This is a genomic window from Streptomyces sp. Tu 2975 (assembly GCF_009832925.1).
Classification (GTDB): Bacteria; Actinomycetota; Actinomycetes; order Streptomycetales; family Streptomycetaceae; genus Streptomyces.
In genome coordinates, this window is the sequence record NZ_CP047140.1 from 2669425 (window position 1) to 2684133 (window position 14709).

Consider the following 14709-nt stretch of genomic DNA (forward strand, 5'->3'; position numbering starts at 1 on the left):
GGTCAGGGCGATGGTCACCCCCAAGGCGGTCGCCGCGAGCAACCCCCGGGGTATGCGCCGGTTCAGCAACCGGCCACGAAATGGCATCACGTGTCTCCGCACGTAGTAAGGGACGGGAAGGAGAACGGGCGGCTGGGGCAGCCTGGGAAGGCCGTCCAAGCCGCCCGTCCGGACTCACATGTCCGGCAGAGCCATCGGGTTGGACATCTGCTGGATCGCGGTCTTGTCCGCGGCTCCGCTGTAGACACGGACCTCGTCGATCGCGCCCGCGAAGTACTCGCTGCCGCCGCCGAGTGCCGAACGGCCCACCTGGAGAGCGCCGGTGGCGGCCCAGAGGGTGTCGTCGGTGCCGTGCGCGATGTCGGCGAGCATGCCGTTCACGTACAGCCGGATCTCGTTGGCGAACGCGTCGTAGACGACGGCCAGGTGCTGGCCCGCAGGGTCGGTGTCCGGCAGCTCCTGGTCGTCGGCGAACCTCTTCACCGGGGCCGTGGCCGAGTCGGACTCCGCGACCGCGAGCTCCCACATCGACGGAGTCTCGGCGTCCGGTGCGGGCCGGTAGCGGACCGCGAGGCGGTTGGCCGCCGTCCCCGGCAACGAGAGGACCGTTTGGGCCTTCTCCGGGTCGAGCGTCGTGAGCAGCGTCCGGGCGGTGAGTGTGAAGCTGCTCGCTCCGGTGACGGGTGCGGTGGCCGTAGACGCGTAGTCCCCGTCACCGTCGAGCACCAGGTGGCCCGCCCCGACGAGGGGGTACGGGTCCAGCGACAGCGGGTCGTCCGGCGCACTCTTCACGGCCGCGTTGCCCGCCAGCCTCAGCGCCTGCCCCGTCCCCGTGTCCGGGGACGAGCCGGAGGTGGCCGAGTCGAGCTGCCAGTAGTTCTTGCGCACCGGCTTGACCGTCATCATCTCCTCGACCTGCGCGGCGGGCAGGACGCGGTCGAAGACGCGGACCTCGGCGAGGTCGCCGTCGAAGTTGTCGCGGTAGCCGCTCTTGGCCGTGGTGCGGCCGAGCTGAAGCGGACCGTAGGAGCGCCACACCGACCGGCGGGAGGCGGTGCCCTTCGAGTCCTTGTTGATGTAGAGCCGCAGTTCGGACTTGGTGGCGTCGTAGACGCCGGTGAGCAGGACCCACTGGTCGGGGACGACGCTGACGCCGGTGGCGACGGCCTTCCACTCGCCGAGCGTGTCCACGTCCGTCACCGGGACGGAGAACGCCCAGGTGCCGGCCGTCTGGTCGTAGCCGAGCGTGAAGCCCGGTTCACCGGTGCCGTCCTGGCTGACGACCGCCATGTCACGGGTGGGCGTGCCCTTCGGGCGGACCCAGGCGCTGACGCTGAAGCTCTTCGAGGAGTCGAGGACCGTCTCGTTGACGTCGGCGTAGGCGGCGGAGGTGCCGTCGAAGCGGGCGGCGGCGTCGACCTTGCCGCCGGGGCCCTCCACCCGAAGGTGACACCGGTGCCGGCGGTCGCCGAGAAGGCTCCGGTCTCGTCGTGCGCCTCGGTGCTGGTCGGCGCGTCGGCGAGGTTCCACTGGGCGGCGACGGGCGTGCCCTCCGTGACGAGGAACTCGTAGTGCGCCTTGGTGCTCGGGTTCTCCGCCTTGTCGACGGCGATGACGTCGACCCAGTGGCGTCCGGCGCGTGTCGGCATCCAGCTCACCGTCGCGGGGCCGCCGGCCGAGGTGGCGTTGATCGTGGTCGTCGGCGTGGCCGTGCTGTCGAACGCGTAGCGGTACTTGACGACGTCCGTGTCGGGCACGGAGTCGTTCGGGTTGGGCGAGAAGGTGAACGAGCCGTAGGTGCCGACGCCGTCGTGGTAGACGCTGTCGGACGGGTACTGCTTGGACAGCACGTTCGGCCTGCCCGGCAGCGTCCTGTCGTAGATGAACTCGCAGCGGACGGAGTCGCCGTCGTAGCTCCACGGGCCGTAGCCGTCACCGTCGTAGGCGCGGGCGCTCCAGTAGACGACGGTGTTCTGCGGGATCGTCGACTTCACCGTGTGCGTGAACTTGGTGCCGGAGGTCGGTGCCAGCCAGGAGGGTGTGAGGTACGTGTAGCTCTTGGCCTCCTTGGTGACCGGGTCGGTCCAGTCGACCTTGAACTCGACCTTGACCTTGTCGGTGCTGCTGCTGGTGTGGTCCGGGTCGCTGGCGATGGCCTGGAGCTGCGGCGGGACCTCGGCGTACGGACGGCCGGCGCCGGAGGTGCAGACGCCGCCGGGGTTCTGCGACAGCGTGGTGATCTTCCGCGGCAGGTTGTTGTAGCTGATGGAGAGGTACGCGTTGCCGCAGATCCGCTTCCACTCGGGCAGCCGGGTCTCGTCGGCGGCGCGCAGGCCGAGCGTCATCGAGGACCAGCCCTCGGCCGCGGCGGTCTTCACCTCGGTGGTGAGCTCACCGGTGGCGCCGGCCTCGAAGTGCAGGTTGGCCTGGCTCGAGCAGCTCGTCGGCGAGATGGCCTTGTCGACCGTGCCGATGTGGTCCAGCCAGTCGTCCGAGGTGTTGGACCAGCTGGAGGACGACGTGATGCTGTAGTTCTTGCCGCCGATCCGGTAGAGCCGGATCGGCTCCGCGGTCGGCGAGGCGCTGTAGATGTGCTCGACGCGGGCGGAGAACGTCGCGCCGAGGATCTGCTTGCCCTTGTAGAACGACAGCGGCATGGTGAACAGCAGCCGCCGCACACCCACCCCGTTGCAGGACACCGGGCTGTAGTCGGTGGGGCACTTGCCGACACCGGCGCTGCCGGAGTACTTCCAGTCCTGCTCGCTCGGCATGCCCGACATCACACCGGTCCACGCGGTGCGCGACGTGGTGCGCTGGATCGGGTCGATCACGACCGGGAAGACGGTGTCCTTGCCCTTGAGCAGCTTCTGGTCGGGCACCAGGGACAGCTTGCCCTTGCCGACCTCGAGGCCGAGGGTGAGGTCCTGCCACCGCCGCCGGGACCGGCGAGCGCGGCCTCGGGTGCGACGGACGGGGCCGGGGCCGCGTCCGCGGACGCGGCGGCGACCGCCTTGGAGACGGCCTTCGGGCCCTGCTTCCTGGCTGCTGCCTCCTTGACGGCGGCCGAGTCCCACATCACGGGCCTGCCGGCCTCGAAGACGGTGCCGCCGACGGCGGCGTCCTCGGCCTTGAGGGCGCCGGTGGCGTCCTCCTTGACCTTGAGACCGTCGGTCCTCAGGCCGAGGTCGAGCCGGGCGAGGCGCGGATCGGCGGCGGCCTGCGGCGTCTTGACGACGAGGAGGTGGCCGAATCCGTCCGCCTCGGCCCGCACCGCGAGGTCGACGCCGGGCAGGGCGTCCTTGTAGGTGGCGGTGTCACCGTCGAGGACCGGCGCGGGAAGCTTCCCGTGCGGCCAGGTCAGCGACAGCTCGCGGCCCGCCTGGTTCATGGTGACGAACGGCTTGCCCGCCGTGCCGTCGGAGAACGACAGGCCGACCGCGGCCGCCTTCGGCGCCACACTGCCGTCGGCGCCGCGCACCAGGGTCCTGTCGATGTCGACCCATGAGCCGCCCTGGAAGGTGCGGATCGGGTCGGTGTACTCGCGGGCCGTGAAGGTGCCGTCGGGCTCGGCGTAGATCTCCCGGCGTGCCGTGCGCATGCCGAGGATCTCGATCTTCTTGTTGCTCTTCTTGGCGACCGCGAGGGCCTCGGCCTCCGTCTGTACGGGGCTCCCGGTGCCGACCGCGGCCTGCTCGGGTGCGGCGTCGCCTCCGTCCGAGGCGTCCGGCAGCGCGTTGAAGCCACCGGTCAGTACGGCGCCGGCCGCCACCGCGGCGATCGCGCCGCGCAGCACGAGGCCGCGTCGTATACGTCTGGACACGTGTCCGTTCTCCCTGTCGTTCATCAGCGGACCGCCGCACCGAATGCGGTGTCGCCGGCAGGAATTCCGTCCCAGCCGGGCTTGAAGGTCTTCGTGGGGGCGCCGCCGCCGGCCGTGCTCCACGGGAAGAGGTGCACGGCGTGGTCGACCGCCGGCCCGTACGGCATGCCGACGTACAACCCCGCGGTGCTGCCGGAGAGGCTCAGGCCGGCGAGTTGTGTGGGCGCGGGCTCGCCGGGGATGCCCCAGCCCGGGTCGATCCACGCGTCGGAGGCTCCGGGCGCACCGACCAGGGGGACGATGTGGACGCCGCCCTTCTCCTGGTGCTCCTCGGCGGACTCCTCACCGGGGACGCCGATGGCGAGCCGGGTGTTGGTGCCGGAACTGGTGCTGCCAGGGGCGGTGTTGACGGCCGCGAGGCGCTGGCCGAAGAAGTCGCCCGCCTCGCCCGCCTGCTCGACGTCGGCGGTGTTCTGCTCGATCCACATGTGTGTCGCGAACGAACCCGCGGCGGTGACACGGAAGACCTGGACCGCTCCGGCGTCGACCGTCGTGGAGAGGTCCTCGCCCGGCACGCCGACGGCGAGCAGCGACTCCGTGGTCGAGGTCGCTCCTGCCGGGCGGTAAGGGACCATGGCGAGCGCCGTTCCGAAGCCGTCACCGACCTCCTCGGCGCCCGCGACCGCGTCCTGGTCCTGGCCCAGCCCGAAGAGCGGCTTGGGGTGACCGGACGACAGGGTGTGGCTGAAGACGGCCACTCCGCCGGCGAACGCCACCGTGCCGAGGGCCTCGCCAGGGGTCCCGACGGCGAAGTGGGTGGGTGTGGCCGCGAGCGAGGCGCCGAACCGATCGTCGATCTCGGCGTCTCCGGGTACGGCTCCGCCGATCTCGACGTTCTGGCTGATGACGCCGACGACGGTCTGCGCGGTCCCGTGGATGTAGACGAAGCCTCCGGCGTCCTCCACCGTGCCGATGGACTCCCCCGGTGCTCCGGCGACGAGGTACGGCGACCCCGTGGACGTCTTGCCCGCGACGAGCGCGTAGCCGAGCCAGTCGCCGGGTTCGGCGGCGCCGCCGATGGTGGTGCCCTCGCCCTGGATGTGCTCCTTGGCGGCCTTGCCGCCGTTCAGGCCGGTGGCCGAACCGTAGACGATGTGCACCATGCCGGCGTCGGCGTTGGTGGAGATGTCCTCGTACGGGGCGCCGACGGCCAGGTCGGCGCATCCGTCGGCGTCGGCGTCGTAGACGGCGAGTGCGAATCCGTACTGGTCGTCCGGCTCCGCCCCGCCCGGGATTCCCGCGGTCTCCTGGGACAGCTCCATGGCGCCCTTGCCGCCGCCGTAGACGATGTGAACCTTCCCCGCCCGGGGAACGGTGCCGACGGTCGCCTCCGGGTCGGCGATCGCCGTGTCCCGGATGCCGTCACCGTTGAAGTCCGACTCCACGCCGGAGCAGGCGGCGGCGACGGCCGCGGCGGGCGTCACCGGCCCGGCGCCCAGGGCCGAGGCGGTCAGGACGAGCGCGCCGGCGGCGAGCGCCGTCCGTCGTCGCGTGGTGCGTCGTGGCCGACGCGTTGGACTGGTCACTGCGTTGGTTCCTCCCCTTTGCTGCCGGCTGCTTGCGCCGGAAGTTCTCGGCGTCGGCGCTTGTGCGGCGCCCACGTGTGTCGAGGGGCCGTCGGTCCGAGGGCGGAGCCGTTCACGGTGGGGCCCGGCGGAGGCTTCCGCGGCAGGGCACGTGGCCTAGGGCACGCCGGACCGGGGACACTGCCCTGTCGGGAACTCCGCCACGAGACAGTTCGTCGGTCCGGGGCGCACGAGGCCCACCGGCACGGCACGGCCTACGGGCGCCGTGGCCCCCTCGGCCACGGCGCGGACCGGCCGCCGGCCGTCAGCTCAGAAACGCGCCGAACGCGACGCCGTCGACCGGGATACCGCCCTCGCCGGGCCGCCAGCTCTGCGTGGGCGCGCCGCCGTTGGGTGTGTTCCAGGGGAAGGCGTGGACCGCCCGGTCGGCGACGGGGCCGTACGGGACACCCACATAGAGCGAGCCGGGGCTCGCGCCGAGGCCCATGCCCGTCAGCATGCGGGGCGCGCGGGCGGCGGGGATGCCGTTGCCGGGCGAGATCCAGCTGTCGCCGGCGCCGGGCGCGCCGAGCAGCGGCAGGATCTGCACGCCGCCTTCCTCCGGGTACTCCTCGGAGGACTCCTCACCGGGCACGCCCACGGCGAGACGCATCGTGGCCGCGGTGCCGGTGGCGGTCGGGGCCGTGTTGACCGCGGCAAGGCGCTGGCCGAAGAAGTCGCCGGCCTCGGCCTCGCCCTCCGTGTCGGGCTGGTTCTGGTCGATCCAGGCGATCGGCTGTACGGTGCCGTCCGCCTTGAGGTGGTACGTGTGCACGGCGCCGGCGTCGACGGTGGTCGCCAGGTCCTCACCGGGGACGCCGACCGCGAGGAGCGAGTCGGAGTTCGAGGTGGCGCCGGAGGGGCGGTAGGGCGCCATCGCCAGGGACGTGCCGTACTGGTCGCCGGCCTGTGCGGTGGTGTCACCGGTGCCGCTGCGGCCCTGGCCCATGCCGAAAAGCGGGTCGGGGATGCCTGAGGTGTTGATCGAGGGCCGGAAGGCGATCACGGCGCCCGCGAACTCGACGTTCGCGGAGGTGGTGGCGATGGACTCGCCGGGTGCGCCGACGACGAAGTGGCGGTCGGTGGCGGCGATCGACGCGCCGAAGCGGTCGTTGGGCTCGGGGTCCTCCCAGACTCCGGCGCTGTCCTGGGCCACGTGCGCGACGTTGTAGGCGGTGCCGTAGACGTAGTGGACCATCCCCATGTCCTTGCCCTCGGCGCCGTCCTCGCCGGGCGCTCCGATCACGAGGAAGGGGATGTTGGTGGCCGACCTGCCCGCGGCGACGGCGTATCCGACCCAGTCCTCCGCCTCGTAACCCCCGCCGAGCTTGCCGTCGCTGCCCTGGCGGAAGCCGATTGTCCCGAGCCCGCCCGCGGCCAGGCCGGCCGGTGAGCCGTAGATCAGGTGGACCAGGCCCGCGTCCTTGACGGTGCGGTCGGTCAGGTTGATGTCCTCGAAGGGAATGCCGACGGCGATGTCGCTGCAACCGTCGGAGTTGGCGTCGTAGACGGCGTAGGAGAAGCCGAACCGGTCGCCGGTCTCCGCCCCGTCGGACACGTTCGGCGAGTCCTGCGAGAGAGCGAATGTGCCCTTGCCGCCGCCGTAGACGATGTGGATCTGCCCGGCGCGCTCCTTGCCCGTGACCGTGGCCTCCGGGTCGGCGATCGCGATGTCGCGGATCCCGTCACCGTTGAAGTCGTGCTGCGCTCCGGCGCAGCCGTTGGCGGCGACCGCCTGGCTCGGCGGTGCCGCCCCCTGTCCCAGCAGGGTGACGGCGCAGGCGAGTGCCAGCGCCGTCACGCCACGGCTCGTTCGTGTGCCGATGTACGGCATTGCTCCCCCACCCCGCGCGCCGTGCCTCCGCGAGGAGCGGCGACGGCCTTTCTGTCGACCGGTCGTCAGACGTTCTCCGGCTCATGGCCGGAGAAGTCCCATGTGCTTCGGCAGACCGTGTCCGTGGGGAAGCGTTTCTGCGTGGCCACCCGGCCCCGCGGACGCTTCGCCGCCCGGTTCCCTGCCCCCACGGTCCACGGAAGCGGAACGGGACTATGGCATGACCGCGTCGGTCATCACAAGATCACAAGTCCGACATGGAGCCATCGGTCACGAACACAGGTTGGTCACAGGCCCTTTGATGAGGCGTCACAAGTTCTCCACAAAGGGATACGTGCCGCGTACCGGAACAACGGGGAACGGCCGCCCCCACGGGAGCGGCCGCACCACATCACCGGACGCGCGGCCTCGCCACGCCTCAGCACATCAGCGCATCAGCACGCCCGCGTCCTCGCCCGTCGTCTCCGTCGGCACGGCGACGAGCCCCAGGTCCGAGCCCGCCGGCAGCAGGCGGTGCGCCGGCAGGATGCGGACCGTGTAGCCGAACGGGCCCGTACGGTCCAGGGCGAGGGGCCCTTCGTACACCCAGCGCCCCTCGAGGTCCGGGCCGCTCGCCGGCTTCAGCGGGAAGCTCTGGGCGTCGCGGATGGCGTCGTCGGAGTCGACGCGACCGGCGACCACCTGTACCTCGACGTCGTCCGGCTGGAGTTCTCCGAGCGCCGCCTGCACACGGAGCGTGAGGGTCGAGCCGAGGCCCGCCGACGCCACCTGGCCCGCGGCCGCGTCCTGGTCGACGGCCTCCACATGGTCGACGGCCACCTGGCGCCAGGCGGAACGCACCCTGGCCTTCCAGGCCGCGAGGTCCTGGGCGCTGGTGGCGTCCAGGGCGCGGTGCGCCCGCGCCGCCGGGGCGTACAGCCGCTCCACGTACTCGCGCACCATGCGGCCCGCAAGCACCTTCGGGCCGAGGGTCGTCAGGGTACGGCGGACCATCTCGATCCAGCGGTCGGGCAGCCCGCCGGTGCCCCGGTCGTAGAACCGGGGGGCGACCCGCTCCTCGATCAGCGAGTACAGCGCCGCTGCCTCGAGCTCGTCGCGGCGGTCCTCGTCGGTGGACGCGCCGTCGGCGGTGGGGATCGCCCAGCCGAAGTCCGGCTCGAACCACTCGTCCCACCAGCCGTCGAGGACGGAGAGGTTGAGGGCGCCGTTGAGCGCCGCCTTCATCCCGCTGGTGCCGCAGGCCTCCAAGGGCCGCAGCGGGTTGTTCAGCCAGACGTCGCAGCCCGGGTAGAGCTTCTTCGCCATCGCCATGCCGTAGTCGGGCAGGAAGACGATGCGGTGGCGCACCCGCGGGTCGTCCGCGAAGCGCACCAGTTCCCGCACCAGCCGCTTGCCGCCGTCGTCCGCCGGATGGGCCTTGCCGGCGACCACGATCTGGATCGGCTGGGTGGGGTGCAGCAGCAGCTCCGTCAGCCTCTCCCGGTCGCGGAGCATCAGAGTGAGCCGCTTGTACGAGGGCACCCGGCGGGCGAAGCCGATGGTGAGCACGTCCGGGTCCAGCACGCCGTCGATCCAGCCGAGTTCGGCCGCGCCCGCGCCGCGCTGGCGCCAGGAGGCACGCAGCCGCTCCCGTACCTCCATGACCAGCTGCTCACGCAGTGACCTGCGCAGCTCCCAGATGTCGGCGTCGGGGATGTTCCCGACGGAGTCCCAGCGCCCGGAGCCGCCCACGGAGAGGGCGTCCTCCGCACGGCTGGTGCCGATCTGCCGGGCGCCGAGGCGGAACACCTCCGGCGCCACCCAGGTCGGGGCGTGGACACCGTTGGTGATGGAGGTGATGGGCACCTCCGCGGGGTCGAATCCCGGCCACAGTCCGGCGAACATGCTGCGGCTCACCGCGCCGTGCAGTTCGGAGACGCCGTTGGCGCGCTGGGCGAGCCGCAGTCCCATCACGGCCATGTTGAAGACCCCGGGCTCGCCGCCCGGATAGGTCTCCATACCGAGCTGAAGGACCTTGTCGACGGGCACGCCGGGCAGTTCCGCCCCCTCGGAAAAGTGGCGTGCGACGAGTTCGCGATCGAAACGGTCGATGCCGGCCGGCACGGGGGTGTGGGTGGTGAACACCGTCCCGGCCCGCACGGCCTCCAGCGCCGCGTCGAAGCCGAGACCGCTGCCACCGTGCTCGGGCGCCTCGCCCAGTTCGCGGATGCGTTCGAGGCCGAGGAAGCCGGCGTGGCCCTCGTTGGTGTGGAACACCTCAGGCGCGGGGCGGTCGGCGAGCCGGCAGTAGGCGCGGACCGCCCGCACTCCGCCGATGCCCAGCAGCATCTCCTGCAGCAGCCGATGCTCGCTGCCGCCGCCGTACAGCCGGTCGGTGACGTCGCGGGCGCCCGGCCCGTTCTCCTCGACGTCGGAGTCGAGCATCAGCAGCGGTACCCGGCCGACCTGCGCGACCCAGATGTGCGCGTGCAACGACCGGCCGCCCGGGAGGGCGAGGGACACCCGGGCCGGGGTGCCGTCCACCTCACGCAGCAGGCTCACCGGCAGCTCGTTCGGGTCGAGCACGGGGTAGTGCTCCTGCTGCCAGCCGTCACGGGACAGGGACTGGCGGAAGTAGCCGTGCCGGTAGAGCAGGCCGACCCCGATCAGCGGTACGCCGAGGTCGCTGGCCGCCTTGAGGTGGTCGCCGGCGAGGATGCCGAGACCTCCGGAGTACTGCGGCAGCGCGGCGGTGACACCGAACTCGGGTGAGAAGTAGGCGATGGCGGTGGGGAACGCGGGGGTGTCGGGGCCGCCGTCGCCCCCGTTGGACTGGTACCACCTGCGGCCGTGCAGATAGTCGTCCAGGTCGTCGGCCGCGGCGGCGAGCCTGCGCAGGAAGCGCCGGTCTTTGGCCAGTTCGGCCATACGGGTGGCGGACACGTTCCCGAGGAGCCGTACGGGATCGCCGCCGACGGCCCGCCACCCCTCGGGATCGACGGTCCGGAAGAGCTCTCGGGTCTCGGTGTGCCAGGACCAGCGCAGATTGCGTGCGAGGTCGCTGAGCGGCCCGAGCGGTTCGGGGAGGACGGGGCGGACGGTGAATCGACGAATGGCCTTCACAAGTTCACCTTCGCAGGGGAGGTACACATCCGAGCGGACGCAGGACGGTGCGTCCTTTTCCGTCATTTCCGACGGTATCGGTCCGCGCCCTCCGTAACCACGGCGCACGGGTGTCGCACCGGCGCGTTGGCGCATCCGGCGCGTAAACGGCCGTCAGAAAAGTCCGGTTCCCCATGCATGACGGGCCGGTCTCTTTTCGTGTGTCTTGTGCGACCCCGTACGTCCTAGTAGTTAACACATCACCGGATTGCCCACCCGAAGGGCGTGGGAAGGCTCACCCGGTACGCAGGCGAGCACCCTCGAACGGCCTCCCTACCGTCCACCCGAGTGAACGCGGACAGGAGCGGACATGCCCGCAGCCCGCCAGTCACCGTTTCAGCAGATACAAATAAAACTCAGTCAAATGAGACCCACCCCGCACAAACGAGACATCCCGCTCGATCCGACCTGCCCGCACAGCCCTCAGGTGATGTTGTGAACTCGCTCATCGGTCGCATCCCCGTCCTGGACGTCCGCCCACTCGTCGACTGCGGCAGAAGGCCCGCGAAGGCCGTGGCGGGTGAGACCTTCCAGGTCACCGCCACGGTCTTCCGCGAGGGCCATGACGCAGTCGCCGCCAATGTCGTGCTGCACGACCCGAAGGGCCGCCCCGGTCCCTTCACCCCCATGCGGGAACTCGCCCCCGGCACCGACCGGTGGGGAGCAGAGGTCACCCCCTCCACGGAAGGCCACTGGACGTACACCGTCGAGGCCTGGAGCGATCCAGTCGCCACATGGCGCCACCACGCCGGCATCAAGATCCCTGCCGGGATCGACACCGAACTGGTCCTGGCCGAAGGGGCGGAACTGTACGAGCGCGCCGCGGCCGGGGTCCCGAAGAAGGACGGCAGGGAGGCCGTGCTCGCCGCCGCCGACGCGCTGCGCGACACGGCCAGGCCCGCGGCGGCCCGGCTCGCCGCCGCGTTCGCGCACGACGCGGACGCCGCCCTCTCCCGCCATCCGCTGCGCGAGCTGGTCAGCTCCTCACCGCCGCTGGCGCTCCAGGTGGAACGCCGGCGGGCGCTCTACGGCTCCTGGTACGAGCTGTTCCCGCGTTCGGAGGGCGCGGTCGTCGCAGAGGGCGAGCCGCCCGTCTCCGGCACCTTCCGCACCGCCGCCGAACGGCTGCCCGCCGTCGCCGCGATGGGCTTCGACGTGGTGTACCTGCCGCCGATCCACCCCATCGGGACCACCCACCGCAAAGGCCCCGACAACTCGCTGACCGCCGGTCCCCACGACGTCGGCGTGCCGTGGGCGATCGGCTCCGCCTTCGGCGGGCACGACGCGATCCACCCGGACCTCGGCACGCTCGCCGACTTCGACCACTTCGTGACGGCCGCCCGTTCGCTGCGCATGGAGGTCGCACTCGACTTCGCCCTCCAGTGCTCCCCCGACCACCCCTGGGTCAAGGAGCACCCCGAGTGGTTCCACCACCGGGCCGACGGCTCCATCGCGTACGCGGAGAACCCGCCGAAGAAGTACCAGGACATCTATCCGATCGCGTTCGACACGGACATGAAGGGCCTGGTCCGCGAGACGGTACGGGTGCTTCGCTTCTGGATGGACCACGGGGTGCGGATCTTCCGTGTCGACAACCCGCACACCAAACCGGTCGTCTTCTGGGAGAAGGTGATCGGGGAGATCAACGGCAAGGATCCGGACGTCATCTTCCTGGCGGAGGCGTTCACCAGGCCGGCGATGATGCGCACGCTGGGCGCGATCGGCTTCCAGCAGTCGTACACGTACTTCACCTGGCGCAACACCAAGCACGAGCTCACCGAGTACGTCACCGAGCTGGCCGGCGACTCGGCCGCCTTCATGCGGCCGAACTTCTTCGTGAACACCCCCGACATCCTGCACGCCTACCTCCAGGAGGGCGGCCGGCCCGCGTACGAGGTCCGGGCCGTGCTGGCCGCCACGATGTCCCCGTCCTGGGGCCTCTACGCGGGTTACGAGCTCTGCGAGAACGTCCCGCTCAAGGTCGGCAGCGAGGAGTACCGGCAGTCGGAGAAGTACCAACTGCGGCCGCGGGACTGGGAGTCGGCCGAGCGCGAGGGCCGCACGATCTCACCGCTGATCACCACGCTCAACCGGATCAGGCGCCGCCATCCGGCGCTCCAGCAGCTGCGTGACATCCACTTCCACCACATCGACAACGACCGGATGATCGCCTACTCCAAACGATCCGGTTCCGATGTCGTCCTGGTCGTGGCGAACCTCGACCCCCACCACACCCAGGAGGCCACGGTCTCGTTGGACATGCCGCAACTCGGTCTCGAAGGGGACGAGACCGTACCGGTGCGCGACGAGCTCACCGGCGAGACCTATCACTGGGGCAGGGCCAACTATGTGCGCCTCGAGCCGGGTACCGCGCCCGCGCACATCCTCACCCTGCGACCGTCCCAGCAGACCGGAGGGTCACCCACATCATGATCGTGAATGAGCCCGTCCACGACACGTTCGAGGACACCCCCGCACGCGACCGCGACCCCGACTGGTTCAAGCGGGCCGTCTTCTACGAGGTCCTGGTCCGCTCCTTCCAGGACAGCAACGGCGACGGCGTCGGCGACCTCAAGGGCATCACCGCCAAGCTGGACTATCTGCAGTGGCTGGGCGTGGACTGCCTGTGGCTGCCGCCGTTCTTCAAGTCCCCCCTGCGGGACGGCGGTTACGACGTCGCCGACTACACCTCCGTGCTCCCCGAGTTCGGTGACCTGGCCGACTTCGTGGAGTTCGTCGACGCCGCCCACCAGCGCGGAATGCGCGTCATCATCGACTTCGTCATGAACCACACCAGCGACCAGCACCCGTGGTTCCTCCAGTCGCGCAGCGACCCGGACGGCCCGTACGGCGACTACTACGTCTGGGCCGACGACGACAAGCAGTACCAGGACGCGCGGATCATCTTCGTCGACACGGAGTCGTCGAACTGGACCTTCGACCCGGTGCGCAAGCAGTACTACTGGCACCGGTTCTTCTCCCACCAGCCGGACCTCAACTACGAGAACCCGGCCGTGCAGGAGGAGATCATCTCCGCGCTGCGGTTCTGGCTCGACCTCGGCATCGACGGGTTCCGGCTGGACGCGGTGCCGTACCTCTACCAGGAGGAGGGCACCAACTGCGAGAACCTGCCGCGCACCCACTCCTTCCTCAAACGGGTGCGCAAGGAGATCGACGCGCACTACCCGGACACGGTACTGCTGGCGGAGGCCAACCAGTGGCCCGAGGACGTCGTCGACTACTTCGGCGACTACACCGCCGGCGGCGACGAGTGCCACATGGCGTTCCACTTCCCCGTGATGCCGCGGATCTTCATGGCGGTGCGGCGCGAGTCCCGCTACCCGGTCTCGGAAATCCTCGCCAAGACGCCGGCCATCCCGAAGAACTGCCAGTGGGGCATCTTCCTGCGCAACCACGACGAGCTCACGCTCGAGATGGTCACGGACGAAGAACGCGACTACATGTACGCCGAGTACGCCAAGGACCCGCGGATGCGGGCCAACATCGGCATCCGCCGGCGGCTCGCGCCCCTGCTCGACAACGACCGCAACCAGATCGAGCTGTTCACCGCGCTGCTGCTGTCGCTGCCCGGCTCACCGATCCTCTACTACGGGGACGAGATCGGGATGGGCGACAACATCTGGCTCGGCGACCGGGACGCCGTGCGCACCCCGATGCAGTGGACCCCGGACCGCAACGCGGGCTTCTCGTCCTGCGACCCGGGACGGCTCTACCTGCCGACCATCATGGACCCGGTCTACGGCTACCAGGTCACCAACGTCGAGGCGTCGATGTCGTCGCCCTCCTCGCTGCTGCACTGGACCCGGCGGATGATCGAGATCCGTAAGCAGAATCCGGCCTTCGGGCTCGGTTCGTATACGGAACTCCCCTCCTCGAACCCGGCCGTGCTCGCCTTCCTGAGGGAGGCGCCCTCCAAGGAAGAAGGAGGAGACGACCTGGTCCTGTGCGTCCACAACTTCTCGCGGTTCGCGCAGCCGACGGAGCTCGATCTGCGGACCTTCAGTGGACGCCATCCGGTGGAACTCATCGGCGGAGTGCGGTTCCCGCCGATCGGCCAATGGCCGTATCTGCTGACCCTGGCGGGCCACGGCTTCTACTGGTTCCGTCTCCGCAAGGACGCGAAGAGCGCAGCCACCACGGCCTGACGTGTCCGCGAGGGGGACAGAACCGGTCCGAAAGGCGCCCCCTACTCCGGCGGGGCGGTTTCCACCGCCCCGCTTCGGGCACTCCCCCCTCATCCCCGCGCGCCGCCGGACAGCCACAGCTGC

Annotated in this window: 7 protein-coding genes; 2 read left to right on the plus strand and 5 right to left on the minus strand. The window is 70.5% G+C overall.

The features are described 5' to 3' along the window. Positions 1 to 174: 174 nt before the first annotated feature. The 5 genes from GLX30_RS11520 to glgP all read right to left on the minus strand — a co-directional run bounded on the left by GLX30_RS11520 (position 175) and on the right by glgP (position 10381). Positions 175 to 1920: a LamG domain-containing protein gene (locus GLX30_RS11520; RefSeq protein WP_347879714.1), complete on the minus strand. Its 1746-nt coding sequence runs from the start codon at positions 1918 to 1920 to the stop codon at positions 175 to 177. A 907-nt stretch (positions 1921 to 2827) separates the two neighbouring features. Further along, the gene (locus GLX30_RS11525; protein ID WP_159686956.1) at positions 2828 to 3820 is read right to left on the minus strand and encodes a hypothetical protein; all 993 of its coding nucleotides are present in this window, start codon (positions 3818 to 3820) and stop codon (positions 2828 to 2830) included. Positions 3821 to 3843: 23 nt separating this feature from the next. Then, the gene (locus GLX30_RS11530) at positions 3844 to 5406 is read right to left on the minus strand and encodes a VCBS repeat-containing protein (protein ID WP_244258110.1); all 1563 of its coding nucleotides are present in this window, start codon (positions 5404 to 5406) and stop codon (positions 3844 to 3846) included. Positions 5407 to 5710: 304 nt separating this feature from the next. After that, complete coding sequence (locus tag GLX30_RS11535) at positions 5711 to 7246, minus strand: VCBS repeat-containing protein (protein WP_244258111.1); 1536 nt, start codon at positions 7244 to 7246, stop codon at positions 5711 to 5713. 459 nt (positions 7247 to 7705) lie between these two features. After that, positions 7706 to 10381 carry an alpha-glucan family phosphorylase gene (gene glgP / locus GLX30_RS11540; protein WP_159686962.1) on the minus strand — a complete coding sequence of 892 codons (2676 nt, stop codon included), beginning with the start codon at positions 10379 to 10381 and terminating at the stop codon, positions 7706 to 7708. A 474-nt stretch (positions 10382 to 10855) separates the two neighbouring features. Between glgP and GLX30_RS11545 the strand changes: the two genes are divergently transcribed. Then, positions 10856 to 12853, plus strand: a complete 1998-nt coding sequence (locus GLX30_RS11545; protein ID WP_159686965.1) for an alpha-1,4-glucan--maltose-1-phosphate maltosyltransferase — start codon at positions 10856 to 10858, stop codon at positions 12851 to 12853. Beyond that, on the plus strand, positions 12850 to 14586 hold the full coding sequence (gene treS, locus GLX30_RS11550) for a maltose alpha-D-glucosyltransferase (protein WP_159686968.1): 1737 nt from the start codon (positions 12850 to 12852) through the stop codon (positions 14584 to 14586). The genes GLX30_RS11545 and treS overlap by 4 nt, the downstream gene beginning before the upstream one ends. Positions 14587 to 14709: the final 123 nt, after the last annotated feature.